At 64.2% G+C, this 24,307-nt stretch carries 19 protein-coding genes; 3 read left to right on the top strand and 16 right to left on the bottom strand.

Annotated elements, in window-relative coordinates; genetic code table 11:
* Window positions 1–3: 3 nt before the first annotated feature.
* The 12 genes from CUR21_RS04145 to CUR21_RS04090 all read right to left on the bottom strand — a co-directional run bounded on the left by CUR21_RS04145 (window position 4) and on the right by CUR21_RS04090 (window position 16,251).
* On the bottom strand, window positions 4–2,586 hold the full coding sequence (locus CUR21_RS04145; RefSeq protein ID WP_100195754.1) for a DUF3772 domain-containing protein: 2,583 nt from the start codon (window positions 2,584–2,586) through the stop codon (window positions 4–6).
* A gap of 2 nt (window positions 2,587–2,588) precedes the next feature.
* Window positions 2,589–3,623 (bottom strand): cysteine synthase A, encoded by a 1,035-nt coding sequence (locus CUR21_RS04140; protein ID WP_100195753.1) that lies wholly within the window; start codon window positions 3,621–3,623, stop codon window positions 2,589–2,591.
* Between the two features lie 188 nt (window positions 3,624–3,811).
* A complete protein-coding gene (locus tag CUR21_RS04135) occupies window positions 3,812–5,206 on the bottom strand; it encodes an aspartate aminotransferase family protein (RefSeq protein ID WP_100195898.1) in 1,395 nt (464 codons plus the stop codon).
* A 129-nt stretch (window positions 5,207–5,335) separates the two neighbouring features.
* Window positions 5,336–5,995: a GntR family transcriptional regulator gene (locus tag CUR21_RS04130; protein ID WP_100195752.1), complete on the bottom strand. Its 660-nt coding sequence runs from the start codon at window positions 5,993–5,995 to the stop codon at window positions 5,336–5,338.
* A gap of 60 nt (window positions 5,996–6,055) precedes the next feature.
* Entirely contained in the window at window positions 6,056–7,627 is a 1,572-nt protein-coding gene (locus CUR21_RS04125) for a glycoside hydrolase family 43 protein (RefSeq protein WP_100195751.1), read from the bottom strand.
* A gap of 162 nt (window positions 7,628–7,789) precedes the next feature.
* The gene (locus CUR21_RS04120) at window positions 7,790–8,923 is read right to left on the bottom strand and encodes a Gfo/Idh/MocA family protein (protein WP_100195750.1); all 1,134 of its coding nucleotides are present in this window, start codon (window positions 8,921–8,923) and stop codon (window positions 7,790–7,792) included.
* Between the two features lie 2 nt (window positions 8,924–8,925).
* Entirely contained in the window at window positions 8,926–9,675 is a 750-nt protein-coding gene (locus CUR21_RS04115) for a sugar phosphate isomerase/epimerase (protein WP_100195749.1), read from the bottom strand.
* Window positions 9,676–9,689: 14 nt separating this feature from the next.
* Window positions 9,690–12,062, bottom strand: coding sequence for a glycoside hydrolase family 2 protein (locus tag CUR21_RS04110; RefSeq protein ID WP_100195748.1), 2,373 nt, complete (start codon window positions 12,060–12,062; stop codon window positions 9,690–9,692).
* A gap of 5 nt (window positions 12,063–12,067) precedes the next feature.
* The gene (locus tag CUR21_RS04105) at window positions 12,068–13,147 is read right to left on the bottom strand and encodes an ABC transporter ATP-binding protein (RefSeq protein WP_100195747.1); all 1,080 of its coding nucleotides are present in this window, start codon (window positions 13,145–13,147) and stop codon (window positions 12,068–12,070) included.
* An 8-nt stretch (window positions 13,148–13,155) separates the two neighbouring features.
* Window positions 13,156–14,070, bottom strand: coding sequence for a carbohydrate ABC transporter permease (locus tag CUR21_RS04100; RefSeq protein WP_100195746.1), 915 nt, complete (start codon window positions 14,068–14,070; stop codon window positions 13,156–13,158).
* Complete coding sequence (locus tag CUR21_RS04095) at window positions 14,063–14,956, bottom strand: carbohydrate ABC transporter permease (protein WP_100195745.1); 894 nt, start codon at window positions 14,954–14,956, stop codon at window positions 14,063–14,065. The genes CUR21_RS04100 and CUR21_RS04095 overlap by 8 nt, the downstream gene beginning before the upstream one ends.
* 74 nt (window positions 14,957–15,030) lie before the next feature.
* Window positions 15,031–16,251: an ABC transporter substrate-binding protein gene (locus CUR21_RS04090; RefSeq protein WP_232622686.1), complete on the bottom strand. Its 1,221-nt coding sequence runs from the start codon at window positions 16,249–16,251 to the stop codon at window positions 15,031–15,033.
* Window positions 16,252–16,581: 330 nt separating this feature from the next.
* Here CUR21_RS04090 and CUR21_RS04085 point away from each other — a divergent pair, with 330 nt between their 5' ends.
* The 3 genes from CUR21_RS04085 (at window position 16,582) to CUR21_RS04075 (ending at window position 19,946) form a co-directional block, all read left to right on the top strand.
* A complete protein-coding gene (locus tag CUR21_RS04085; protein WP_100195743.1) occupies window positions 16,582–17,655 on the top strand; it encodes a LacI family transcriptional regulator in 1,074 nt (357 codons plus the stop codon).
* Complete coding sequence (locus tag CUR21_RS04080) at window positions 17,652–18,707, top strand: sugar phosphate isomerase/epimerase (RefSeq protein WP_100195742.1); 1,056 nt, start codon at window positions 17,652–17,654, stop codon at window positions 18,705–18,707. Before CUR21_RS04085 ends, CUR21_RS04080 begins: the two co-directional genes overlap by 4 nt.
* 69 nt (window positions 18,708–18,776) lie before the next feature.
* Window positions 18,777–19,946, top strand: coding sequence for a Gfo/Idh/MocA family protein (locus tag CUR21_RS04075; protein ID WP_100195741.1), 1,170 nt, complete (start codon window positions 18,777–18,779; stop codon window positions 19,944–19,946).
* An 18-nt stretch (window positions 19,947–19,964) separates the two neighbouring features.
* Here CUR21_RS04075 and CUR21_RS04070 read toward each other — a convergent pair whose 3' ends face one another.
* The 4 genes from CUR21_RS04070 to CUR21_RS04055 are packed head-to-tail and all read right to left on the bottom strand — an operon-like array spanning window position 19,965 to window position 24,289.
* Window positions 19,965–21,089, bottom strand: a complete 1,125-nt coding sequence (locus tag CUR21_RS04070; RefSeq protein ID WP_100195740.1) for an NUDIX domain-containing protein — start codon at window positions 21,087–21,089, stop codon at window positions 19,965–19,967.
* A gap of 40 nt (window positions 21,090–21,129) precedes the next feature.
* Window positions 21,130–21,576, bottom strand: a complete 447-nt coding sequence (locus CUR21_RS04065; protein ID WP_100195739.1) for a TrgA family protein — start codon at window positions 21,574–21,576, stop codon at window positions 21,130–21,132.
* 24 nt (window positions 21,577–21,600) lie between these two features.
* Window positions 21,601–22,815 (bottom strand): cyclopropane-fatty-acyl-phospholipid synthase family protein, encoded by a 1,215-nt coding sequence (locus tag CUR21_RS04060; RefSeq protein WP_100195738.1) that lies wholly within the window; start codon window positions 22,813–22,815, stop codon window positions 21,601–21,603.
* A 58-nt stretch (window positions 22,816–22,873) separates the two neighbouring features.
* Window positions 22,874–24,289, bottom strand: coding sequence for a deoxyribodipyrimidine photo-lyase (locus CUR21_RS04055; RefSeq protein ID WP_232622685.1), 1,416 nt, complete (start codon window positions 24,287–24,289; stop codon window positions 22,874–22,876).
* Between the last annotated feature and the right edge of the window lie 18 nt (window positions 24,290–24,307).

The raw sequence follows: 24,307 nt of genomic DNA, 5'->3' as shown, positions 1-24,307 counted from the left end.
CGTCTAATCTCCAGATTTCTGCGTGCCGGGCGATGGCTCCGTCATCCCTTCGCCCGGGAATTGGTCACGCGGCAATGGTCCTTCGGGGCGGGCCTCCAATTGCCGCGCAGACGCATTCGCGGGCAGCGCGTTTTCGGTCATGCCAGCGCCTTGCACGCCCGGAAGCTGACGCAACAGATCGGCAATCTCGGCGGCATTGCGCAGCGTCACATCCGATTGGGCAAACGGAATCTCAATGCCTTCCTCGGCAAAGCGCTGTGCGATCTGATGGTTGATCTCGCTCCGCACCGACAGTGAAAAATTGACATCGCGCAAGATGATGCGGATTTCAAAGTTCAGCGAATCCGCCCCGAAGGCCATGAACACCACCATCGGCGGCGGGTTCAGAATGGCCAATGGCTGTGCCTCTGCGATCTCTTGCAAGATCCGCGTCACCTTGCGGGTGTCCGAGCCATAGGCGACGCCAACCGGCACGATCAGACGGCCTGACAGGTTGTAGCGCGTCCAGTTCGTCACGCGCCCCGCCACCAGATCGGTATTCGGCACGATCACATCGGTGCGGTCAAAGGTCTGGATGCGCGTTGATCGCACCGAGATCGACCGCACGGTGCCCTGCACGCCTCCCACCTCGATCCAGTCGCCCTCGCTCACCGGACGCTCGATGAGCAGAATGATGCCAGACACGAAGTTCGACACGATGTTCTGCAAGCCGAAACCGATGCCGACCGACAAGGCACCGGCAACAATCGCCAGCCCGGACAGGTCGATCCCGGCGGAATTGATCGCGATCAATCCCGCCAGAAAGATTCCCACATAGCCAACACCCGAAACAAGCGCATTGCGCGCGCCTTGGTCAAGGGATGTCCGCGGCAGGATCGACCCCCGCAACGCGCCCTGAAACAGGCGCGTCACGGTGATGCCCACACCGAACAGCACGGCAAAAAACAGAAAATTCGTGGGCGAAATCCGGGTTTCGCCCACCGTGAACCCTTCACGCAGGCGCGTCCAGATCTCGGTCAGATCCGCCACCCGCGCGCCCCAGATCAACGCGAAAACCGGCAGAGCCGCCAGCACCAGACCAAAGCCCACCAGCACGGGCACCAGCGCATTGCGCGCGCCGTCCTCGTTGCGGGTGATCACCGCATATACATCGGTCACCACAACCTGCAGGATGTAGAGAAGACCCAGCAAGGCCAAAGAGGTCGCCGCCGGAAAGACCAAAGCCGCCGCCGCCGGAACATATCCGATCGCTCCCAGCACCGGTGCCAAGAAGCCGATCAGGATGGCGCCGCGCCCCAATAGGGAAATGATCCGATTGCGAAACCCGACCTCGTCATCGCCGATCGCGTCGGCAGTGACCGTCAGCCGTATGAGGCGTCCGATACGCACCAAAAGCACTGCGGCCACAAGAATGGCCGGGAAGGCCAGCACGGCGCGTGCCGTCTCGGAAAGCGCCTGCTGATCGAAGATCGACAGCCGCAGCGCCTCAAGTGCCAAAACGACGCCGTAAAGCGCGGTCAGGAACCTGCCCTCCGCCCGCGCCTCCGGGCTCAGCGGCAAGGGCAGAAAGTCATAGTCATGCGGAAAGAGTTGCCCCCCGAGCCAGATCGCGGTGAACAACAGCAAGCCTGCGCCAGGAAGGGCATCCAGCAAGACATTTCCCACGATGCCGAACATGCCCGTCAGGCTTAGCGCATGGGACAATGCCATCACGCCCAAGGTCGGCACCACGATCTGCCCAAGCGACAGGACAAGGGTGCCCACCCGCACGCCACGGGCCGACCACCGCTTGTTGATCCGATCAACCACACTTTCCACCAGCGGTCGCCCGCGCCAGATCAGCACCACGCTGAACAGCAGCAGGAACAGGATGGCAGGCAGGTTGTTCACCAGCGTCTCATGCGCGGTCGGCGCAGCCCAGCGTCGCTGTGTCTCGGCCCAGATGCCCGACAACACGCCCGTCGCCACACGCACCGCTTCGGGCCAATTGGCAGGGTTCAGCGGCGATGGAAACAGCTGCAAAAGCTCATCCGCCTGCCGCTCCCGCAAGGTGCGGTCGATCTCCGAGATCAGACCGTCCGCACGGCGATAGGCTTCTTCTGCCGCGATGCCCGGGGCCTGGAGTCGGGCAAGTTGCTCGTTCAAGGCAGACCGGCGCGCGGCAATCTCTTCGGCCTCGGTCTGCCCTTCCTCGGGCGCCGGCCCGAGGGCCGAGATCTGCTGCCGCAGTGTTGCAATGCGCGAGGAATTGGTGTTCTGCGCCAAAAGCAAGGCCGCGCGCCATTCCACAAGCTGCGCGCGCAACACATCCAGCCCCACGGCGGGTGCGCTCGGGTCGGCCAAGGCAGCCTCGGCCTGTTCCGCCACTTGTTCCCAAGCGGCGTAATCCAGCTCTGACCCTTCCTGTGCCTGCGGCGCGGCCGATGGGGGCGGTGTTTGCACGGCTCCGCCAACACCTTGGCCAATGACTGGCCGCGTTTGCGCACCTTGCTCTGCACCGCCCGCCTGCGCCAAGGCAAGCGCAGGCAACAGCAGCAAAATCAGCGCGCCCAGAAAGGCGCGCAGGCGGGTCACATCACGGCGCATCCTCATGCGTCTTCAAACACGCTGGGCAAGGATTTCGGCGCGGCCTCCAACCAAGCCGGGACCGGTAGGCCCTTTTCGCGCAGGAAGGCTGGATTGTAGAGCTTGGACTGATAGCGATTGCCGTAGTCGCACAGGATGGTCACGATCGTATGTCCCGGCCCCATCTGCTGCGCCATCCGGATCGCACCCGCAATGTTGATCCCCGACGACCCGCCCAAGCAGATGCCCTCGTCCTCCAGCATGTCAAAGACCAAAGGCAACGCCTCGGCATCCGGAATGCGATAGCTGAAATCGGGGGTAAAGCCTTCAAGATTGGCGGTGATCCGCCCTTGTCCGATGCCTTCGGTGATGCTGTTGCCCGGGCTTTCCAACTTTCCGGTGGTATAAAACGCGTGCAGCGCGGCGCCTTCGGGATCGGCCAGACCGATCTTCACGCCCTTGGGCTGCAAGGCCATGCCCACCCCGGCAAGCGTGCCACCCGAGCCAACCGCACAGATAAAACCATCGACCTTGCCACCGGTCTGCTCCCAGATCTCGGGTCCCGTGGTTTCGATATGCGCCAGACGGTTGGCCACATTGTCAAACTGATTGGCCCAGATCGCGCCATTGGGTTCGGTCCGCGCCAAGGCTTCCGCCAGACGTCCGGAATAGCGCACGTAATTGTTCGGGTTCTTGTACGGGGCTGCGGGCACCTGCACCAGCTCGGCGCCCGCCAGCCGCAGCATGTCCTTCTTTTCTTGGCTCTGGGTTTCCGGGATCACGATCACCGTCTTGAACCCCATCGAGGCCCCCACCAAAGCAAGGCCGATCCCAGTGTTGCCAGCGGTGCCTTCCACAATGGTCCCGCCAGGCTTCAATGCCCCGCGCGCCACCGCATCGCGAATGATGTAAAGCGCCGCGCGGTCCTTGACCGACTGGCCCGGATTGAGAAACTCGCATTTGCCCAAGATGGTGCAGCCCGTCATCTCGGACGCGCGCTTGAGTTTCAGCAACGGGGTGTTGCCGATGGTGTCAGCAAGATCGGAATGGATACGCATGATCAGCCCTCTTGTCCTTTGTGTCCTGTGTAGGCAAGTCAGCGGCCAATCTCAAGCAGGGGTGCGCCCGCGCTGACGGGAAAGCGAACAGCGCGCGACCAAAGGAGGCCGCGCGCTGTGCAGGCCGGGGATGCCTCCGGCGGGAGTATTTGGGAAAGGTGCAAGCCTGATGCGGCTTTCTCCGAAGGTCAGCCCGCGACGAGAAGTCCGTCCGCCTTGAGCCCGGCATAGCATTCGTCAAGGCTGGTCCGGGCGCGGTCGATCAGAATGTCGATTTCGGACGGCGTGATCACCAAAGGCGGCGCAATGATCATCCGGTCGCCAACATGGCGCATGATCAGATTGTTGGCAAAGCAGCGTTCACGGCAGCGAAAGCCCACCGTGCCCTGCTCGCCTGCGAACTTTGCGCGCTTGGCCTTGTCCGGCGTCAGGGCGATGGACCCCATCAGTCCAGAAAGCTTCGCCTCCCCCACCAAAGGATGATCGGTCAGTGCCGCCCAGCGCTCTTTGAGGTAGGGATGCGCCACGTTGCGGACGTGTTCGACGATATGCTCTTCTTGCAGGATGCGCAGATTTTCCAGCGCCACCGCCGCCGCCACCGGATGGCCGCTGTAGGTGTAGCCATGGAAGAACTCGCCGCCTTCCGCCACCGTCGCCGCCACCTCATCACAGATGATCGACCCGCCGATGGGCTGATAGCCCGAGGACAGGCCCTTGGCGATGGTCATGATATGGGGCTTGATGCCAAAGGTCTGGCTGCCGAACCAGTTGCCGGTGCGGCCAAAGCCGGTGATCACTTCATCCGCGATGAAGAGGATGCCGTATTTGTCGCAAATGCGCTGGATTTCCGGCCAATAGGTTGCCGGGGGAATGATCACCCCGCCCGCGCCCTGCACCGGCTCGCCGATGAAGGCCGCGACCTTGTCGGCCCCCAGTTCAAGGATCTTGTCTTCCAGCTGACGCGCCCGCTCAAGGCCGAATTCGCCCTCGTCCATGTCGCCGCCTTCGCCCCACCAATAGGGCTGGTCGATGTGCACGATCCCGTCGATCTTGCCGCCATGCGCGTGGATCGGCGCCATGCCGCCAAGGCTGCCGCCGCCCATGGTTGACCCGTGATAGCCATTCTTGCGGCTGATGATGATCCGCCGCTCAGGCTGGCCTTTGACATCCCAATAGCGCCGCACAAGACGGATGTTGGTGTCATTGGCCTCAGATCCCGAACCCGCGAAGAACACGTGGTTTAGATCACCGGGGGCCAGTTCCGCGATCTTGGCGGCCAGCGCGATGGCCGGCACATGGGTCGTCTGAAAGAAGGTGTTGTAATAGGCCAACTCTTCCATTTGCCGCGCCGCAACCTCGGCCAGTTCCTTGCGACCATAGCCGATGTTCACGCACCACAGGCCCGCCATGCCGTCGATGATCTGGTTGCCTTCGGAATCGGTCAGCCAAACGCCCTTGCCACGCGTGATCACCCGCGCACCTTTGGCGGCAAGCCCGTTGGAATCCGTGAAAGGATGCATGTGATGGGCCGCATCCAAGGCCTGAAGCTCGGCGGTCGGCAGATGGTTGGTGATCATGTTCATGGCCATGCCCTTTCGTGTTGCTGCAGGACATCCAAGCCCCGGCTTGCACCGAAGATATGATCAAATCTGGCGCGGAGCAAGGAATTTGATCAAATTTTTACACGCAGAGACAGGCAGGGCCCTTGCTTCTCAGATCCCGCCCTGAGCCAAGGCCAGTTTCACCTGATCCACGCCTTGCGCGATATCGCGCTCAATCGCCTCACGCAGGCCTCCCGCAGCGCCCGCGCGCATCGCGGCCAATGCCTCCACATGGCGGTCAGGCAAGGCATCGCTGCCAAACCGCGTGCAGACCACCCGCAGCGAAGGACCAAAGCGCAGCCACATCGACTGCGCCATATCCACCAGAACCGGCGCGCCCGACGCTCCATACAGACAGAAGTGGAACGCGTGATTGGCTTGCAAATATCCCGGTATGTCCCCGGCGCGGATCGCGCTGTCCACGCTGTTGTCCAGCGCCTGCAACTGGTCGATCAGCGCGGGTGACAAATGTGCCGCCGCCATCTCGGCCAGTTTCGGCTCGATCGTCATCCGGGCAAAGGCCACCTGCTCCAGCACCGGCATTGTCATCCCCGGGACCGCCACCCGGCGGTTGCCCTGCGGCTCCAGCGCGCCTTCCGCCGTCAGCCGCCGGATCGCCTCTCGGACCGGGGTCATCCCTGCGCCCAGATCCGAGATCAGCCCTTGAATGGTCACGGCAGAACCGGGCTCCAGATGCCCGAACAGGATCATGTCGCGCAACCGCGCGTAGGTCACCTCATGGGTGGGAATCTTCCGGTTCTCCGCGTCCATCAGGCCTGCCCCCTCACACTGTCCCCTTATGACGGGTTCGGCGCCGCAATCAAGATGTGATCAAATCCGGTCGTCATATTCGAAACGCGTCACATCGGCCTGCCAGCCCTGCCCGGTCAGATCATGCGCCACCACGCCGACGAAGGCACCGGTAAAGCTCGCATGCTCCCCCTTGCCACCCTCGTCCGAGATCAGCGACGCGTCCAGCTCTGGCCCGATGTCCTGCCCGTTCAGCGTAAATTGCTGCGCGGCCCCGGCCACCCGGACCCCCAGCGTGACCTCCCCGTCCGGGCATGGAACGCGGGCGTGAAAGGTCAGCCGTTCCCGCTGCCAGTCGCCAAGGCAAGAGACAAGGCTCACCACCCGCGCGCCCGCCTCCCGCGTGATCAGCGCGGCATGGAACTTGTGGCGGTTGTAATAGGTGCACATCCCCACCGCCTGCTGCCAGCTGGGGGGATCGGCGCGGAAGGTGGCGCTCGCGGTATAGGCGCTCTCTTCTTGGCGCCGGGCAATCAGGCTTTGCTCATACCAAGACCCAAGGCTTTCCCGACCGGTCAGCCGCAGGCAGGTTCCGGTCATCGTGAACAGCCGCTCCGGGTAAGGCGTGCGCAGCCATTGGAACTCAAGCGGCAGGTCGGGTCCGTGAAAGTCGCAGACCTGCACCGAGCCAACCCGCTGCGCGCCCGCCAGCGGGAGTTCGGTCGGCGCAATCTGCCCGCCCGCCTTCAACCACAGCCAGCCGTCGCGCCATTCCACCTCAGCCAGCCCGGTCTCGCGTCCCGTCGCGCAGAAAGGCCCCTGCGGCCCCGGCATCGGGCGACCGCACAGAAAGCTGTGCCAATGGCGACCGTCATGCCCTTCGACATACTGCCCATGCCCCATCCGCTGCACAGGGTGATCGGGGGCGTGGCGGGCGGTGATCACATGCTGGGCGGGATGCGTCTCATAAGGCCCCTCGATCCGCCGCGACCGCGCCAGCGTCACCGCATGGTCATAGCCGGTGCCGCCCTCGGCGGTGGTCAGGTAATACCAGCCTTCCCGCCAGAACAGGTGCGGCGCTTCGGTCAGGCCAAGATCCGAGCCCGCGTAGATGTCATGCTTCGGCCCGAACAGCCCGCGCTCGGGCGACCACTCCTGCAACTCGATCCCGTCGAACCGGTCATGCGCCGCATTCACCCCGCTCCCGGCCCAGCGGTGGTTCCAGCGCATGTTGACAAACCACTTCCGGCCGTCGCGATCGTGGAACAGCGAGGGATCGAACCCCGAGGCGTTCACATACCACGGGTCGCACCACACCCCGTCGATCGTCTCGCAGGTGGTGATGTAATTGTGGGCGTCCTTGAAGTTGCCCTCCAGCCGCTTCACATCGGTATAGACCAGCCAGAACCGCCCCTCCGACCATGACAGGCAGGGCGCCCAGACCCCGCCCGAATCCGGGTTGCCCCGCATGTCCAGCATGGCCGCCCGGTTGAGGGGGCGCGCCACCAGCCGCCAGTTCACAAGGTCGCGGCTGTGGTGGATCTGCACCCCCGGATACCACTCGAAAGTGGAGGTGGCGATATAGTAATCCTCCCCCACCCGGCAAAAGCTGGGGTCGGGGTTGAAGCCGCGCAAGATGGGGTTCCGGACCATGTCGCTCCCTGTGTTACACATCGCAAATCCAAGCCTTTTCAACGACTTGCCTTTGCCACTTTAACCAATTTTTAACCCTTGCCCGCCTGTCATCTGTTTCCAAATATCCCGCGGGGGGTCCGGGGGGCGCGAAGCCCCCCGGTGCCGACATCCGGGCCGCGCCTACGCCAGAAGCGCGCGTGCCTCGTTGATGCCAAGCGCCTCGGGCCGCGTGCAGGTGGTCGTCAGGGTCACGAACCCCCCGCTTTCCCCCGAGGTCAGACAGGCCATCATCACATCCACCCCGTGCAGCGTCCGGTCGAGCGAGCAGCGCGCGTCGCGGCCCGCCATCAAGGCCTGCACCATATCCGCCAGCCCCGCCGTGCGGTAATTCGCCAGCGCGCCATGCTTGGGATGCTCTTGATTGGGCACGCCAAAGGGATGATCCCAAGGCGCCACCGCCTCCAGGCTGCCGTCCTTGTGGCCAATCTCGACCGCGCCGCCAAAGAAGTTGGGGTCGGGCACGTAAAGAGTGCCTTCGGTGCCATAAAGCTCGAAATGCCCGCGCTTGTGGTGCCAGACATCCCAGCTTGTCGACAGGTTGATCGTCGCGCCGCTGTGGAACTCCAACAGCGCATGGATGTTGGTGGGCGTCTTCACCGGCACGGTTTCGCCGTTGCGCGGACCGTTGGAAATGGTGCGCTCCGCCTGCGCCGAACTGGTGAGCGCCCCCACCCGCCGCACCGGGCCCAGCAGGTTGATCAGGTTCGCCACATAATAGGGGCCAAGGTCCAGCATCGGCCCGGCACCCGGCAGAAAGAAGAAATCGGGGTTGGGGTGCCAATGTTCCATCCCGTGGTTCAACACCGCCGCGCAACCGGCTGTAATCTCTCCGATTTTGCCTTCATCCAGCAGGGCGCGCGCCTGTTGGTGCGCGCCGCCCAGAAAGGTGTCGGGCGCGCAGCCCACCGCCAGCCCCTTGGACGCGGCAAGGGCGCGCAAGGTCTCGCCTTGCTCGAGCGAGAGCACCAGCGGCTTTTCGGAATAGGCGTGTTTGCCCGCCTCCAGAATGCGCTTTGTCACCGCGAAATGCGCGTCGGGTATGGTCAGGTTGATGACCACATCCACATCCGGATTGGCCAGAAGGTCATCGACCGATTGCGCCTTCACGTTGAACTCGGCCGCGCGGGCGGTTGCCGCGGCCATGTTCACATCGGCCACGGCGCGCACGTCCAAGCCTTTGAACAAGGGTGCCAGCCGCAGATAGCTGGTCGAGATATTGCCGCATCCGATGATGCCCAACCCCAGATTTGCCATGTTCAGAACCCCTTGGCGGATGCGATGGCGCGGGTGGCGAAGCGCGCGTGATCGGATGGGTTGTCATGTTCCATCACGAAATGCCGCACGCCGATGCCGCGCAAGGCGGCCATGATGGCGGGCCAGTCCACAGTGCCGTGGCCGACATCGGCCCAGCCATCTTCGGCTGCGTTCTCGCCTGCGGGGGCGATGTCCTTGACATGGGCGGCGGTGATGCGGTCGCTGTAGCGTTCGATCCATGCCAGCGGGTCGGCCCCGCCCCGGATCACCCAAGCCACATCCATTTCCCATTCCAGATGCGGGCCGCCGTTGAAGATTTCCTCTTGCGGGATGGCGCCATCGGCGGTGGGGCGGAATTCGAAATCATGGTTGTGCCAGCCAAAGCCATAGCCTTCGGCGCGGTAGACCTGTGCCGCCTTCTCCAGCCGCGCGCCAAAATCGTGCCAGCCTTGCCCGGTGGTGGGGCGCTCATCCGGCATGACGAAGGGGCAGTAGAGCTTTTCCATCTTCAGCGCGCGGGCGATGGCCAGCACCTTGGGCACTTCGTTTTCCAGCATCTGAAGGCTGAAATGCCCGGTGGGCATGGTCAGGCCGGTGGCGGCCAGCCCGGCCTTGGTCGCCTCGACCGCGGCATCATCGGCATAAAGCGCGCCATAGCCTTCGACCGCCGTATAGCCCGCCTCGGCCAGCATCTCAAACGTGGCGGACATGGGCGGGAAGTTGCGCGAGGAATAGAGTTGATAAGAGAACATGCGGAGAGGTCCTTTCAGGTGCCATAGGTGGCCGCGTGCAGGTGGCGCAGGGTGAATTGCGGTCTGCCCGGAGCAGCGGTGGTGAAGCGGATCACGCGCGGAGCGCCGGGGATCAGCGGAAATGCATTGTCGGAAAACTGCCCCGGCACATCGGATTCAAGTGCGGTGAAGGGGGCAAGCGTCTGGGCGCTGAGCGTGATGTCCCAGTCCTGCCCCTTTCGCGCAACGGTCTGGGTGATCTGCGGCGGGCGCAGCGCATAGGCCTTCCACGGCTGCGGGGCGAAAAGGTCTTCGCCCGTGGCCTCGGCCCCGTCGGACCAGTGCCAATGCAGGATTTCATCGGGGCGCAGCTGCGCGCGGTCGATCACGGTGCAAGGCGTGGCGCCCTTGGGGCACAGGTTGGCCTCGGTCACCACCAGCGGGCGGCGGCGGCCTGCCATGTCGATCGCCTGCACCTGCAGGGTGATCGGCAGGTCATGCCCGGTGTCGTTCACGCCCTTGAGCGTGATGCTGTCGCCTTCTGGCAGGGCGATGACGGTGACCGGGGCAAAGAAGCGCCGCGCCATATGGTGCAACAGCTTCCAGTTGCCGCCATGGTCCAGACTTGACCATGAGCACACCGGCCAAGTGTCGTTCAGCTGCCAGTAGAGCGTGCCCATGCAATGCGGTTTCAGCGCGCGCCAGGCGGTGACGGCGGTGTGGATGGCAAGGCCTTGCTGCACTTGGGACAGGTAGACGAAATGGGGGAAATCCACCGGAAAGCGAAAGGTGCGGAACAGGGTTTCCGCGATGCGGGCATTGCCGCCCGCGTTCTTCTGGTGGCTTTCCATCACCGGGGCGGCGATGTTCCAGTCTTGCGGGTCGGCAAAGCGGGCGATGGCCGACAGCGACGGATAGGATTGAAAGCCGAATTCGCTGCAAAAGCGCGGTTTCACGGCGCGGTAATGATCAAAATCGCGGCCCTCGTGCCAGACGCTCCAGAAATGCATGTCGCCCGAGGAATCGTCATGCCAGGCATCGCCAAAGGCCATCGGGCCGGGGCTGGGGCTGGAAGGCCACCAGTTGGCTTGCGGCAGCGTCTCGCGCAGGGCGGACTCGATGGTGCGGTTGAGGCGGTCGTAATTGACGAGGTAGCGGTCGCGGTCGCGGCGGGATTCGTCAAACCAGGTGAGCGCGCCGATGAGTTCATTGTCGCCGCACCACAGCGCGATGCAGGCGTGGTGGTTGAGCCGCGCGGTGACATCGCGCACCTCGGCCTCGACTTCGGCAAGGAAGTCGGGAGTGGAAGGGTAGAGGTGGCAGGCGAACATGAAATCCTGCCAGACCATCAGGCCCAGCTCGTCGCAAAGGTCATAGAACCAGCCAGGTTCATAGCGCCCGCCGCCCCAGACGCGGATCATGTTCATATGCGCGTCCTTGGCCGATTGCAGCAAGGCGCGGGTGTGCGCGGGCGTGATGCGGCCATGCAGCGCGTCGGCGGGAATCCAGTTGGCGCCTTTGGCAAAGACCGGGCGGCGGTTGACGTGGAAGGCAAAGCTGCGCCCGGCGGCATCGGGTTCGGAGATCAGGCGCAGATCGCGCAGGCCGATGCGGCGGGTGGCGGTGGCGGGGCCAGAGGTGACGGTGAGGATGTGGAGCGTCTGCGCGCCCTGCCCTGCGGGCCACCACAGATCGGGGTTGGCGATGCGCAAGGTGAGGGTGGCGGTGCCGTCAATGCTGGGCGCGGTGGCGGTTTGGCCGCAAAGCGTGGCGGTGGCCTCGGCTTCGGTGGTGGCGATGCGGCAGGTGACTTCCGCGAGCCCCGGGCTGTGGCGCTGGTCGATCAGGATGTCGCCGATGCGCGGGCCGGTGGGGTCAAGCGCGATGCGGCCCCAGAGGCCAAAGCTGGGCAGCGCGATGTTCCAGTCCCAGCCAAAATCGCATTGCGGTTTGCGCAGCATGTTGCCGTGGGGGATCGGGCAATTGGGCTGGTGGTAGGGGATGGGAAAGGGCTGGGCGGCGGCGCGCGCGGCGCCTTCGCGGACGACCGAGCGGAAGGTGATCTCGATGCGGTTTTCGCCTGCCCGCAGCAGGCCCGCCACCGGCACCCGCCAGCGGCGGTGGGCGTTGGCGGCGTGGAGCACGGGCATCCCGTTCAGCCGCAGCTCGGCCACGGTATCAAGGCCGTCGAGCACCAGCTCGGCGTCTGAGCCGTCATGGTCAAAGCTGCGGCTTGCGGTCCAGTCGCGGTCGGCGATCCAGCGCAGGCCGTATTCGTTCTGCCCCCAATACGGGTCGGGGATTGCCCCCGCCGCGTGCAGCGCGCTGATCCCGTCGCCGGGGAGCGCGAAAGGCACGTCATATTCCCCCGCCTCATCGCTGAGACGCCAGATGCCTGCCAGATCCATGGCTGTCAGATCCTTGTCTCGCTGCCCGCGTCAAACAGGCTCGCCTTGGCCATATCCACCCGCAGATGCACCTGGGTGCCGGGGGTCATCCGGCGTTCGACCGGCACGCGGACCGAAACTTGCGTCCCCGCCGCCTGAAGCCAGACCAGCGAATCCGCGCCCATGGGTTCATCCAGTTCCACCATCGCCGGGATCGTGAGGCCCGGTTCGGCATGGTCCTGCACCCCCAGATGTTCGGGGCGCAGGCCCAGGATCACCTTGTCGCGCGCGCCCACCCGCCCGCCTTCGTAGCCCGCGAGCGAGAGCGTCACATCGCCCTTGCGAAAGGCGTTCCCGCCATCGACCGTGGCCCCGGGCAGGAAGTTCATCGACGGGCTGCCGATGAAGCCTGCGACAAAGAGGTTGGCCGGACGGTTATAGATCTCTTGCGGGGCGGCCAGTTGCTGGATGATGCCGCCGCGCATCACCGCGATGCGGTCGGCCAGCGTCAGCGCCTCGATCTGGTCATGGGTCACATAGACCATGGTGTTTTTCAACTGCGCGTGCAGACGCTTGATTTCCACCCGCAGTTCCGAGCGCAGTTTGGCATCCAGGTTGGACAAGGGTTCGTCAAAGAGGAAGACATCCACATCGCGCACCAGCGCGCGGCCAATGGCGACCCGCTGCCGTTGCCCCCCCGACAGCGCGGCGGGCTTGCGGTCCAAGAGCGGGCCGATTTGCAGGATTTCGGCGGCGCGGGCAACGCGGCGGTCAATCTCGTCCCGCGCGACACCGGCGTTCTTCAGGCCAAAGGACAGGTTCCCGCGCACCGTCATTTGCGGGTAAAGCGCATAGGACTGAAACACCATGCCGATGCCGCGCGCGCTCGGCTCGGCCCATGTCACGTTCTTGCCTTTGATGAAGATCTGCCCGTCGGTGATTTCCAGCAATCCCGCAAGGCAGTTGAGCAAGGTGGATTTGCCACAGCCCGAAGGCCCCAGCAGCACCACGAATTCGCCTTCGGCCACGTTCAGGTTCATATTTTTCAGAACAGAGACCGCGCCGAAGTTCAGCGTGAGGTCCTTGACTTCAATCGAGTTGGTCATGTTGCAGATCAGCCTTTCACAGCACCGGCGGCGATGCCGCGAACAAACAATTTGCCGGAGATGAAGTAGATGAAGAGTGGCACCAGCCCGGTGAGCAAGGTGGCGGCCATGTTGACGTTGTATTCCTTGACCCCCTGCACCGAGTTGACGATGTTGTTGAGCTGCACGGTCATCGGGTACAGATCGGGTTTGGTGTAGACCACGCCAAACAGGAAATCGTTCCAGATTCCAGTGACTTGGAGGATGATCGCCACCACGAAGATCGGCAGGCTCATCGGCATCAGGATCTTGGCGTAGATCGCCCAGAAGCCTGCGCCATCGACACGGGCGGCCTTGAACAGCTCTTCGGGGATGGTGGAGAAGTAGTTGCGGAAGAGCAGCGTCAGGATGGGCATGCCAAAGATGGTGTGCACCAGCACCAGCCCCCAGAGCGAGCCATAAAGCCCCATTTCGCGCAAGAGGATGACGATGGGATAGAGCATCACCTGATAGGGGATGAAGGCCCCGAAGATCAGGATGGTGAAGAAGATGTCAGACCCTTTGAACTTCCAGAAGGTCAGCGCGTAGCCATTCACGCTTGCCACCGCGATGGACAGGATCACCGAAGGGATCAGGATGGTGACCGAATTCCAGAAGCCGCGCGACAGGCCATCGCAATTGAGCCCGGTGCAGGCCTGTGACCACGCCTTGACCCATGGTTCAAAGGTGATTTCCACGGGCGGGGCAAAGATATTGCCCATGCGGATTTCGGGCATCCCCTTGAGACTGGTCATCACCATGACCCAGAGCGGCAAGAGGTAATAGACGCTGAAGACCAGCAGCGTGCCATAGATCATGATGTTGCGGCCCGAGAGCGCGCGTTTGGGCTTGGCACCGCGCGGTTCGGCATCGCTGCGGCTGTAGGTGGCGGTGAGGTCAGCCATGTTTCTTGCCTCCGAATTCAAGGTAGGCCCATGGGATCAGCACGATCAGCACGCTGAGCAGCATCATGCTGGAGGCCGCAAAGCCTTGGCCAAGGTTCTGGGCTTGGAACATGTAGTCATAGACATACATGGCGGGCACTTGGCTTGCGGTGCCGGGGCCACCGCTGGTTTGCGCGACCACCAGATCATAAAGCTTGATGATGCCAGCGGCGACGATGACGAGGGTGGTGATGAACACCGGGCGCATCATCGGCAGGATGATCAGCAGATAGGTTTTCCAAGTGGGGATGCCGTCGACGCGGGCGGCTTTCCAAATATCTTCATCAATGCCGCGCAGACCTGCGAGCATGAGGCACATGACGAACCCTGTGCCTTGCCAAAGCCCGGCGATCAGCAGGCCATAGAGCACCAGATCGGGGTTGTTGAGCGGGTTGAAGGTAAAGCTTTCCCAGCCAAGGCCGCGGACGATGGACTGGATGCCGAATTCGGGGTTCAAGATCCATTGCCAGACAAGGCCCGTCACGATGAAGGACAGCGCAAAGGGGTAAAGCATGATGGTGCGGAAGCTGTCTTCAAAGCGGATCTTCTGATCCATTGCCACGGCAAGCAGAAAGCCGATGGAGATGGTGAAGATCAGGCTGAGGACGCCGTAGACCATCAGGTTTTCGATGGAGGTGAGCCAGCGCGAGTTGGACCAGAGCCGTTCGTATTGGTCAAAGCCCACCCAGCGTTCGCGCGGCAGCAGTTTGGAATCGGTAAAGGAATAGAGCACCGTCCAGGCGGTGCCGCCCACGAAAACCACCAGCGTTGTCAGTATCATTGGAACCGCCGCGATTTTCGCGTTCATGTTCCGCCACATGCGGTTGGCCCGCTGTGCCTTGGCCATCGGCCTGCCCTCCCCTGTTGTGCCGTCTGTGGTGCGGGCCGCCCTGCACGGGCGGCCCGGCCGTTAGCGCGGGATCACAGGCCCGACTTCAGATTCTCGACCCATTGGGCATGGGCCGTTTCAGGCGCCATATCGGATTTGAAGAATTCGACCATCAGGTCTTCGTTCTGCTTGACCACATCGGGGGACCACGTCATGTCGCCGGTTGGCAACAGATTGCCGCCCGCCAGCACTTCAAGCCCTTTCTTCATGCAGTCATTGGCCGCCGCCAGATCGACATCGCCCCGGATGGGCAGCGAGCCTTTCTTGAGATTGAAGGCCACCTGCACCTCGGGGCTGACCAGCACCGCGGCAAGGCGCTTTTGCGCGGCCTCGATCTCGGGATCGTCATTCTTGGGGAAATAGAAGGCATCGCCCCCGGTCGAGAGATAGGCGTTCAGGCCAAGGCCCGGCAGACAGGTGTAGTCGGTGCCCGCGACCTGACCCGCGATCTGGAATTCGCCTTGCGCCCAGTCACCCATGATCTGGCCCCCGGCCTCGCCGGTGATCACAAGGTTGGTGGCTTGGTTCCAGTCTTGCACGGTGGATTTGGCGGCCAGTTTGCGCGCATCGCCCACGGCGGTGAAGACGGCGGCCATTTCCGGGCCAGCGGCCACGTCCATGTTCTTGTCGACATTGACCTGTTTCCAGATGTCCAGCCCCGCCACCGCAACCGTGATGGCGCCGAAGGCAAGGTTCGATTGCCACGCCTGATTGCCAAGCGCGAGCGGGATCTTTCCTGCAGCCTCCAGTTGTGGGGCGGTGGCGACGAATTCCGTCCAGTTGGTGGGCACCGGGATGCCCGCGTCGGCATAGGCCTTGTTCGACAACCACAGCCATTCGGGGGAGTGGATGTTCACAGGCGCACAATAGATGCGACCCTCCACCGTGCAGGCGTCAAGGAGCGAGGGCGGGAACACCTTTTCCTTCCAGCCCTCGGCCTCGGCCACATCGGTGAGGTCCAGCATCAGCCCCGCCTCGACCAGTTCCAGCGCCTGCTGGCCGTGGTTGAATTGGGTGGCTCCCATCGGATCGCCGCCGGTGATCCGGCTGATCATGATGGGCCGCGCGGTGGACCCGCCACCGGCAATGGCGCCGTCGACCCATTTGTCCCCGCCCGCGTCAAACGCCTTGGCGAGTTCGGCGACGGCAGCGGCCTCCCCGCCGCTGGTCCACCAATGGGTGACCTCAAGATCAGTGGCGAAAGCCGTCGCAGGCAGGGCCACCGACGCCACAAGCGCCGAGGCCAGTTTCAAGGTTCTCATGCAGTCCTCCCAGTTTCTAAATCGTTATAGTAATTTCTATAACGTTATAGATTTACCGATCAAGCTTTCTTTTCGCTTGTGAACCGGTTGCTGCATGGCGTTCAATGCGCTGTCAGGACCCGGTCATTCTGGCCTCGACCCGCCCGGCCCAACCCGATACGAGAGTGAAATGCCGCAGTGCCGCACCCTGCCTAATCGCCCGAGATGCAAGGCCTTTGTGCCCGGCACGCCGGGCACCCATTTTGCAGGTGCAGCAGGCGCGCATCCGGCCGAGTCGCGCAGGCGTCCGGCCCAGCCGATTCGCCGCAGCGGAGAAACCTCATGAGCCCCAGCGTCGCCGCCCCGCCCCCTGCCGCCCTGCCCGATTCGGAGCATGAGCGCCCCACGCTCAAGACCATCGCTGCCGAAACCGGGCTGGCGGTGGCCACGGTCAGCCGCGCGCTGAAGGATGCCCCCGACATCGGTGAGGCCACCAAGCAGCGCGTGCGGGAAGCGGCGCACCGGCTTGGCTATCGCCCGAACCGTGCCGGTGTGCGTTTGCGCACCGGCAAGACCAATGTGATCGCGCTGGTGCTTTCGACCGAGGCGGATGTGATGAACCACACGTCCCAGTTGATCTATTCCATCGCCAATGCCTTGCGCGGCACCGCCTATCACTTGATCGTCACCCCCTTCTTTCCCGATCAGGACCCGATGGACCCGATCCGCTATCTGGTGGAAACCGAAAGCGCGGATGCGGTGATCCTGAACCAGACCAAGCCCGAGGACCCGCGCGTGCGCTATATGGCCGAGCGACATTTCCCCTTTGCCACCCATGGCCGCACGGAAATGGAGATCGCGCACAGCTATTATGATTTCGACAATGAAAGCTTTGCCGCCCTTGCCGTAGAGGCGCTGGCCACCGCCGGGCGCAAGCGGCTTTTGCTGGTGCCGCCGCCGCGCACACATGCCTATGCGCGCCACATGATCACGGGCTTTGTGCAGGCGGCGGGGGCGCATGGGCTGGCCTTTGAAGTGCTGACCACCGCCACCTCGGATTCGGGTGGCAGCGCCATCGAGGCCGCGGTGGTGGAGCATCTGCAAGCGAGCACGCTGCGCCCGGATGGCTTGCTCTGCGGGTCGACCACCGCCGCGATGGCGGCGGTGAACGCGGCCGAGCATTTGGGCATGGTGCTGGGGCGCGACTTCGATCTGGTGGCGAAAGAGGCGATCCGCTTTTTGCACCGCTTCCGCCCCGGAATCATGGTGGTGCACGAAGATGTGCGCCAAGCGGGCGATTTTCTGGCGCGCGCCGTGGTGGCCGCCATCGAACGCCGGGACAGCCCGGCCAAACAGGGACTGGAGCGGCCCGGACGGGTGGAGCGCGCCAGCGACAGCAAGGGAGACACAGGATGAAGGCGATCAAGGGACCGGCGCTGTTTCTGGCGCAATTCGCAGGCGACACCGCGCCTTTCAACAGCTGGGACAGCATCACGAAATGGGCCGCCGATTGCGGCTATGTCGGGGTGCAGATCCCAAGCTGGGACGCGCGGCTGTTCGATCTGGACAAGGCCGCCACCTCCAAGGACTATTGCGACGAGATCGCGGGCGTGGCGGCCGCCAATGGCATCGCCATCACCGAGCTGTCCACCCATCTGCAAGGGCAATTGGTGGCGGTGCATCCGGCCTATGACGCGGCCTTTGACGGCTTTGCGGCGGAAGCGGTGCGCGGCAATCCGAAGGCGCGGCAGGACTGGGCGGTGGATCAGGTGAAAAAGGCGCTGACCGCGTCAAAGCATCTGGGGCTGACCGCGCAGGCGACGTTTTCCGGCGCGCTCGCATGGCCATATGTCTATCCATGGCCGCAGCGCCCGGCGGGGCTGGTGGAAGAGGCCTTTGACGCGCTGGCCGAGCGCTGGGCGCCGATCCTTGACCATGCCGAAGACTGCGGCGTGGATCTGTGCTATGAGATCCACCCGGGCGAGGATTTGCACGATGGGATCAGCTTCGAGATGTTCCTTGACCGGGTGAAAGGCCACCCGCGCGCCAACATGCTGTATGATCCGAGCCATTACGTGTTGCAGCATCTGGATTATCTGGAGCATATCGACATCTATCACGCGCGCATCCGCATGTTCCATGTCAAGGATGCCGAATTGAATCCGACAGGGCGGCAAGGGGTGTATGGCGGCTTTCAGTCTTGGGTCAACCGCGCCGGGCGCTTCCGCAGCCTCGGCGATGGTCAGGTGGATTTCGGCGGCATTTTCTCGAAGCTGACGCAATATGGCTTTGACGGCTGGGCGGTGGTGGAATGGGAATGCTGCCTGAAGCACCCCGAGGATGGCGCTCGGGAAGGCGCCGATTTCGTGCGGGCGCATATGATCCGGGTGACGGAAAAGGCGTTTGACGATTTCGCGGGGGCCGGCACCGACCGGGCCGCGAACCGGCGGATGCTGGGACTGGACTGAGCGGGCGGACCGGGGCTCTGCCCCGGACCCCGGGATATTTGAGAACAGATGACAGCAGGAGGGCAGGACATGGCCATCACAGCGGCACATGTGGCGCGGGCACCGCGGATCAGATTGGGCATGGTGGGCGGCGGACGCGATGCGTTCATCGGGGCGGTGCACCGGATCGCGGCGCGGATCGACGACCAGTATGAGCTGGTGGCGGGGTGTTTTTCGTCGGATGCGGAAAAGTCGCTCGCCTCGGCCGCCGATCTGGGGGTGCCGCGGGCCTATGCGAGCTTTGCCGAGATGGCGGCCAAGGAAGCGCGGCGCAAGGATGGGATCGAGGCAGTGGCGATCGTGACGCCGAACCACATGCATGCGCCGGTGGCGCTGCAATTCCTCAAGCGCGGCATTCATGTGATCTGCGACAAGCCGCTGACCCATACATTGGCCGAGGCGAAGAAACTGGCACGCGCGGCAGAGGCCTCGGGCGTGGTGTTTGCGCTGACCCATAATTACACCGGCTATCCGATGATCCGGCAGGCGGCGGCGATGGTGGCGGCGGGGGAGTTGGGCGAGATCCGGCTGGTGCAGGTGGAATATGCGCAGGACTGGCTGGCCGAACCGGTGGAGGAGACCGGGCAGAAACAGGCGGGCTGGCGCACTGATCCTGCGCGCTCGGGCGCCGGCGGCAGCACCGGGGATATCGGCACCCATGCCTTCAACCTTGCAGGGTTCGTCAGCGGGTTGAGGGTCGAGGAACTGGCCGCCGATCTGCAGGCGTTCGTGCCGGGGCGGCGGGTGGATGACAATGCGCATGTGATGCTGCGCTATAAGGGCGGCGCGCGCGGGATGCTCTGGTGTTCCCAAGTGGCCGCGGGGCAGGAAAACGGGCTGCGCCTGCGGATCTATGGCACCAAGGCGGGGATCGAATGGGAGCAGGAGAACCCGAATGCGCTGTGGGTCGGGCCGCTGGGCCAGCCGAAATACCGCCTGACCCGCAATGGCGCCGGCGCGGGGCCCGAAGCGGCCCGAGTGAGCCGCATCCCCTCGGGCCATCCCGAAGGCTATCTGGAAGGTTTCGCCAACATCTATGCCGAGGCCGCCCGCGCCATCATCGCCCGGCGCGACGGCACCGCGCTGGACTCGGCGGTGACCTTCCCGGGCCTCAAGGAAGGGCTGGAAGGCGTGGCCTTTGTCGATGCTTGCGTGCGGTCTTCGGCGCGCAATGCGGCTTGGGTCAAGCTGAACCTTTAGGTTTGCGGCGGGGCGGGGTCAGCCTTGGGCCTTTAGCCGCGCGCGTTCGCGGTGCAGCCAGAACAGGGTGAGCACCAAGGGGGCGGTGGCGATTTCGCCGCTGTCCACCAAGGCCAAGGCCTGATCCAGCCCGATCAGGTGGCCGCGGATGTCTTCGGCCTCATGCGCGACGCCGAAGACACCGGCACTGCCATCGGGCAGGTCGGTCAGGGCGACATAGGAGTAGAGGAACTCTGTCTTGGCGCCCGGTGACGGGTAGGTGTTGGCCACCGGCAGCAAGGCGCCCAAGGTGAGGCCGGACTCCTCTACCGCCTCGCGGCGGGCGGCCGCTTCGGGGGTTTCGCCCGGGTCGATGCGACCGGCGATGGCCTCGAGCTGCCACGGGTGGCGGTCGCCGCGCACGAAGGGGGCGACGCGCATTTGTTCCACCAAGAGCACCCGGTCGCGGATCGGGTCATAGGGCAGCACGGTGACGGCATCGCCCGAGATGAAGGCCGCGCGGGTGACCACCGGGCTCATGCGCCCGTCGAAGCGGCGGAAAGAGAGGTCATATTCCTCGACCGCGAAGAACTGCGCATAGGGCTGGCGACGGGCGTGGACGACGATGGTGTCGGGCGCGCGGCGCAAGGCATGGGGGGCCGGGCCTGTGCGGGCGCGCAGGCGGCTGGCGGCGCGCACCATCAGCGGGCCAAGGCGCGCCTGCACGCGGGCGGGGGACAAGTGGCCCATGGCGCCCATCACCTCGGTCGCGGTTTCCACCGCGAGGGCCGCGTGATCGGCCCGCCAGAGGTCTGCGTCCCACGGCGGGGCGCCCGCGCTTTCGGCGGCGGGAAGGCTGTAGGCGATGGCGGGGTGGCGGCCTTGCGCGGTGCGCGCCTGCAGGCGGCGGCGGACAAGGCCCAGCGCGCGGGCGTAGAAGGCGAGCCGCGCCGCAGCCTCGGGCGGCATGGCGACCAGCGCGCCGTCGACCTGTGCGCCCGGACAGGGGCGCAGCGCGCAGGCGCCGGGTGCATCGACCAGATGGGCCGCCTGCCCGCGTGCGCTGGCCGGATCGAAGGACAGCGCCTCGGCCAGATCCGGCCCCAGAATGGCCGCCAGAAGCGGGCGGTGGCACAGCGGACCACACAGGAAGACAAGGGACATCAGCGTTTCTTTCCGGAAAGGTCAGGGCGGTTCACAGCGATCAGGGCCAACGCCGCCCGGCGGCATAGGTGATCGCCCCCGAGACCAGCCCGCCGAGCAACAGCACCCCCACCAGATCGGGGCGGGCGAGCGACGGCAGCAAGGCGAGCGCCTGTTCGAACACCCCCAGAAACGCATCCAGCGGCGTCTTGTAGCGGCCTCGCATCGCGCGGTCGAGCATGTCGGCGCAGGCAAAGATCAGCACCACGCTGACCACAATCGTCAACGTCGTGCGCACGCCGGTGGCCATCGCCTCGACCCCGCCGCGGGCGCGCTTGGCCGCGCCCCCCATGATCCGCCAGCCGCACAGCACCCCCACCGCGATGCTGACAAGATAGAGTGTCTCAAGCGGCTGCGCTTCGGACAGCGATTGCGCGTAGACATGGACAGCAATGGCCGACACCAGCGCGAAGGCAAAGGCGGCAACCAGTTTTGCGGCGGTGGGCATCGCGCGTCCTTTTCCCGCGCCGGATCAGGCCGGGCGCGTCACCGTGATTTGGGTCACATCACAGTTTCCGCCGCGGAAGGCTCCGGCGCAAGAGGCAAGGTAGAAGTTCCACATCCGGCGGAAGCGGTCGTCAAAGCCCTGACGCGCCACATCATCCCAGCGTTCGTTGAACACCTCATGCCAGCGGCGCAGGGTCTGGCTGTAGCTTTCGCCAAATTCGATCGAGGTTTTCAGCCGCAGGCCTGCGCGTTCCACCTCTTCCTTCAGGCGAAACGGCGCGGGCAGCATACCGCCCGGGAAGATGTATTTCTGGATGAAATCCACCCCGCGCTTATACACCGGCCAGCGGTGATCGGGCACGGTGATGATTTGCAGCGTGGCATGGCGGCCCGGTTTCAGCCGGTCGCGCAAGGTGTTGAAATAGGTCGGCCAGTAGCGTTCGCCCACGGCTTCGAACATCTCGATGCTGGCGATGCCGTCATACAGCCCGCGTTCATCGCGGTAATCCTGCAACTTGATCTCGACCCGATCGGTCAGGCCTGCGCGGGCCATGCGATCCACCGCGTAATCGTATTGCGCTTGCGAAATGGTCAGTGCGGTGACGCGCAGGCCGCGCTTGGCGGCGGCATATTCGGCAAAGCCACCCCAGCCGCAGCCGATTTCCAGCACGTGCTCCCCCGGTTGCGCGCCCATCTGATCGACCATCGAGGCGTATTTCTGCTCTTGCGCCTTTTCCAGACTTTCCTGCCCCGAGTGGAACAGGGCGCTGGAATAGGTCATGCTGTCGTCCAGCCAAAGACGGTAGAAATCATTCCCCAGATCGTAATGGGCATGAATGTTCTTTTTCGCTTGCCGCTTGGAATTGGATTGCAGCCAGAAGCGCAGCTTTTCAAAAGCGCGCACAAGGCCAAGGCCCGGAAAGCCATCTTGCACCGGGTTGTTCGAGGGCATCTGCACCAGATCCAGAAAGGCCTGCAAATCGGGGCTGGACCACCAGCCATCCAGATAGGCATCACAAAATCCCAGATCGCCTTCGCGGATCATGCGGGCGAACAACTCGTCGTTGTGGATCGCGATTTCCGCCACCGGGCCGGGCTGCGCGCCTTCAAGCCGGAAGCGGCGGCCATCGGGCAACACGAAATCCAGCCGCCCCTCACCCAACTTGCTGGCCACGGCGAAGGCCTGAGAGAAATAGCGCGGCAGATTGGTCTGGCCTTTGGTCGTCGTCAGAAATTCCATCTTCCCTCCCCGGGGAACTGTCGTCTTTTGTTTACAGTTTCAGATACGCAACGCGGGCTCAAGAGTTTCGGTCGGCATAGGCCGCAAGGGCAATCTTGCGCCCCTCTGCCAGATCGACCAGCGGCTTGGGATAGGGGCGGCCCGGGTCCAGCGCCCAAGATTTGGGCACCGCGTCGAAATAAGACAGGGCATCCCGCCCCGGCTTGCGCGCAAGTTCCGCGATGAAGCGGTGGCGGTATTCGGCCTTGGGGTCGAATTTTTCCACCTGTGTGGCCGGGTTGAAGATGCGAAAGAAAGGGGCGGCATCAGGGCCCGACCCTGCGGCCCATTGCCAGCCCATCGCATTGGCGGCCGGGTCCCAGTCCACCAGACAGTCGGCGAACCAGTGCAGGCCGATTTTCCAATGCGTCATCAGATGCTTGGTCAGATAGCTGGCCGCAATCATGCGGGCGCGGTTGTGCATCCGTCCGGTCACATACATCTCACGCATGGCGGCATCGACAAAGGGTTCACCCGTCAGGCCGCGCCGCCAGATTTCGGCGGTCTTGTTGTCATCCTTCCATGGGAAATCATCCCATTCGGGCTTCCAGTTGGCATGGGTGATCTGCGGCGTGTGGTGCATCAGATGGTAGGCAAATTCGCGCCAGACCAGTTCCTTGAGAAAGGTCTCGGCCCCGGCGGCGCCCTCGTGCAGCGCGCGCGAGCCTGCGGCCCAGACGGTGCGCGGCCCGATCTCGCCATAGGTGAGGTTTTCCGACAGGCCCGAAGTGCCATCGACGGCCGGAAGGTCGCGGGCATCGGCGTAATCGGCGATGCGGTCTTCGATGAAACGGTCAAGCCGCGCCAAGGCCTTGGCCTCGCCCACATGGATGTGGCGGGCCACGATTTCGGCGCCCCGGCGCATGGCGGCCCCCATCTGCCAGTCGGCCAGATCCTCACTCTCGGGCCAGTCCTTCGGGGCGATGAGGTCTTTGGGCGCGGGAAGCGGGGCTGCGACATCACGGCCGCGCACCGCTTTCCAGAACGGGGTGTAGACGCGGTAAAAGCCGCCGGTGCCGGTTTCCACCTCCCAAGGTTCAAACAAGAGGTGGCCGCCAAAGCTGCGCGGGGCAAGGCCCTGCTCTTTCAGCGCGGCCTTGACCTTCTTGTCACGGGCCACCGCATCGGGATCATAGAGCCGGTGCCACCAGACGGCATCGGCCCCGGTTTCCTTGATCAGCGCCTGCAACACGTCAAGCGCGGGGCCACGGCGCAGGATCAGCCGCGCGCCCAAGCCTTCCAGCGTCTTTGCAAATGCCGCGATCCCCAGCCCCAGCCGCCATTTCGGCGCGGCGCCAAGGCTTTCGGTTTCGGGGTCGAGAATGAACACCGGGATCAGCGGGCGGCCCGTGCGGGCCGCCGCGTCGAGCATCGGCGAATCCAACACGCGCAGATCGCGGCGCAGCCAGAGGATCAAGGGCGTGTTGGTCATCAGGCGGGCGCGCTCTCTTGT

Origin of the sequence: Pseudorhodobacter sp. MZDSW-24AT (assembly GCF_002794355.1) — a bacterium.
In the GTDB taxonomy this organism is placed as follows: domain Bacteria; phylum Pseudomonadota; class Alphaproteobacteria; order Rhodobacterales; family Rhodobacteraceae; genus Pseudotabrizicola.
This window is presented reverse-complemented; position numbering and strand designations above follow the sequence as displayed.

Bases quoted from the DNA above. Each gene is read 5' to 3' on its own strand.
- CUR21_RS04145 (WP_100195754.1), bottom strand. From the start codon at position 2,586: ATGCGCCGTGATGTGACCCGCCTGCGCGCCTTTCTGGGCGCGCTGATT.
- CUR21_RS04140 (WP_100195753.1), bottom strand. From the start codon at position 3,623: ATGCGTATCCATTCCGATCTTGCTGACACCATCGGCAACACCCCGTTG.
- CUR21_RS04135 (WP_100195898.1), bottom strand. From the start codon at position 5,206: ATGAACATGATCACCAACCATCTGCCGACCGCCGAGCTTCAGGCCTTG.
- CUR21_RS04130 (WP_100195752.1), bottom strand. From the start codon at position 5,995: ATGGACGCGGAGAACCGGAAGATTCCCACCCATGAGGTGACCTACGCG.
- CUR21_RS04125 (WP_100195751.1), bottom strand. From the start codon at position 7,627: ATGGTCCGGAACCCCATCTTGCGCGGCTTCAACCCCGACCCCAGCTTT.
- CUR21_RS04120 (WP_100195750.1), bottom strand. From the start codon at position 8,923: ATGGCAAATCTGGGGTTGGGCATCATCGGATGCGGCAATATCTCGACC.
- CUR21_RS04115 (WP_100195749.1), bottom strand. From the start codon at position 9,675: ATGTTCTCTTATCAACTCTATTCCTCGCGCAACTTCCCGCCCATGTCC.
- CUR21_RS04110 (WP_100195748.1), bottom strand. From the start codon at position 12,062: ATGGATCTGGCAGGCATCTGGCGTCTCAGCGATGAGGCGGGGGAATAT.
- CUR21_RS04105 (WP_100195747.1), bottom strand. From the start codon at position 13,147: ATGACCAACTCGATTGAAGTCAAGGACCTCACGCTGAACTTCGGCGCG.
- CUR21_RS04100 (WP_100195746.1), bottom strand. From the start codon at position 14,070: ATGGCTGACCTCACCGCCACCTACAGCCGCAGCGATGCCGAACCGCGC.
- CUR21_RS04095 (WP_100195745.1), bottom strand. From the start codon at position 14,956: ATGGCCAAGGCACAGCGGGCCAACCGCATGTGGCGGAACATGAACGCG.
- CUR21_RS04085 (WP_100195743.1), top strand. From the start codon at position 16,582: ATGAGCCCCAGCGTCGCCGCCCCGCCCCCTGCCGCCCTGCCCGATTCG.
- CUR21_RS04080 (WP_100195742.1), top strand. From the start codon at position 17,652: ATGAAGGCGATCAAGGGACCGGCGCTGTTTCTGGCGCAATTCGCAGGC.
- CUR21_RS04075 (WP_100195741.1), top strand. From the start codon at position 18,777: ATGGCCATCACAGCGGCACATGTGGCGCGGGCACCGCGGATCAGATTG.
- CUR21_RS04070 (WP_100195740.1), bottom strand. From the start codon at position 21,089: ATGTCCCTTGTCTTCCTGTGTGGTCCGCTGTGCCACCGCCCGCTTCTG.
- CUR21_RS04065 (WP_100195739.1), bottom strand. From the start codon at position 21,576: ATGCCCACCGCCGCAAAACTGGTTGCCGCCTTTGCCTTCGCGCTGGTG.
- CUR21_RS04060 (WP_100195738.1), bottom strand. From the start codon at position 22,815: ATGGAATTTCTGACGACGACCAAAGGCCAGACCAATCTGCCGCGCTAT.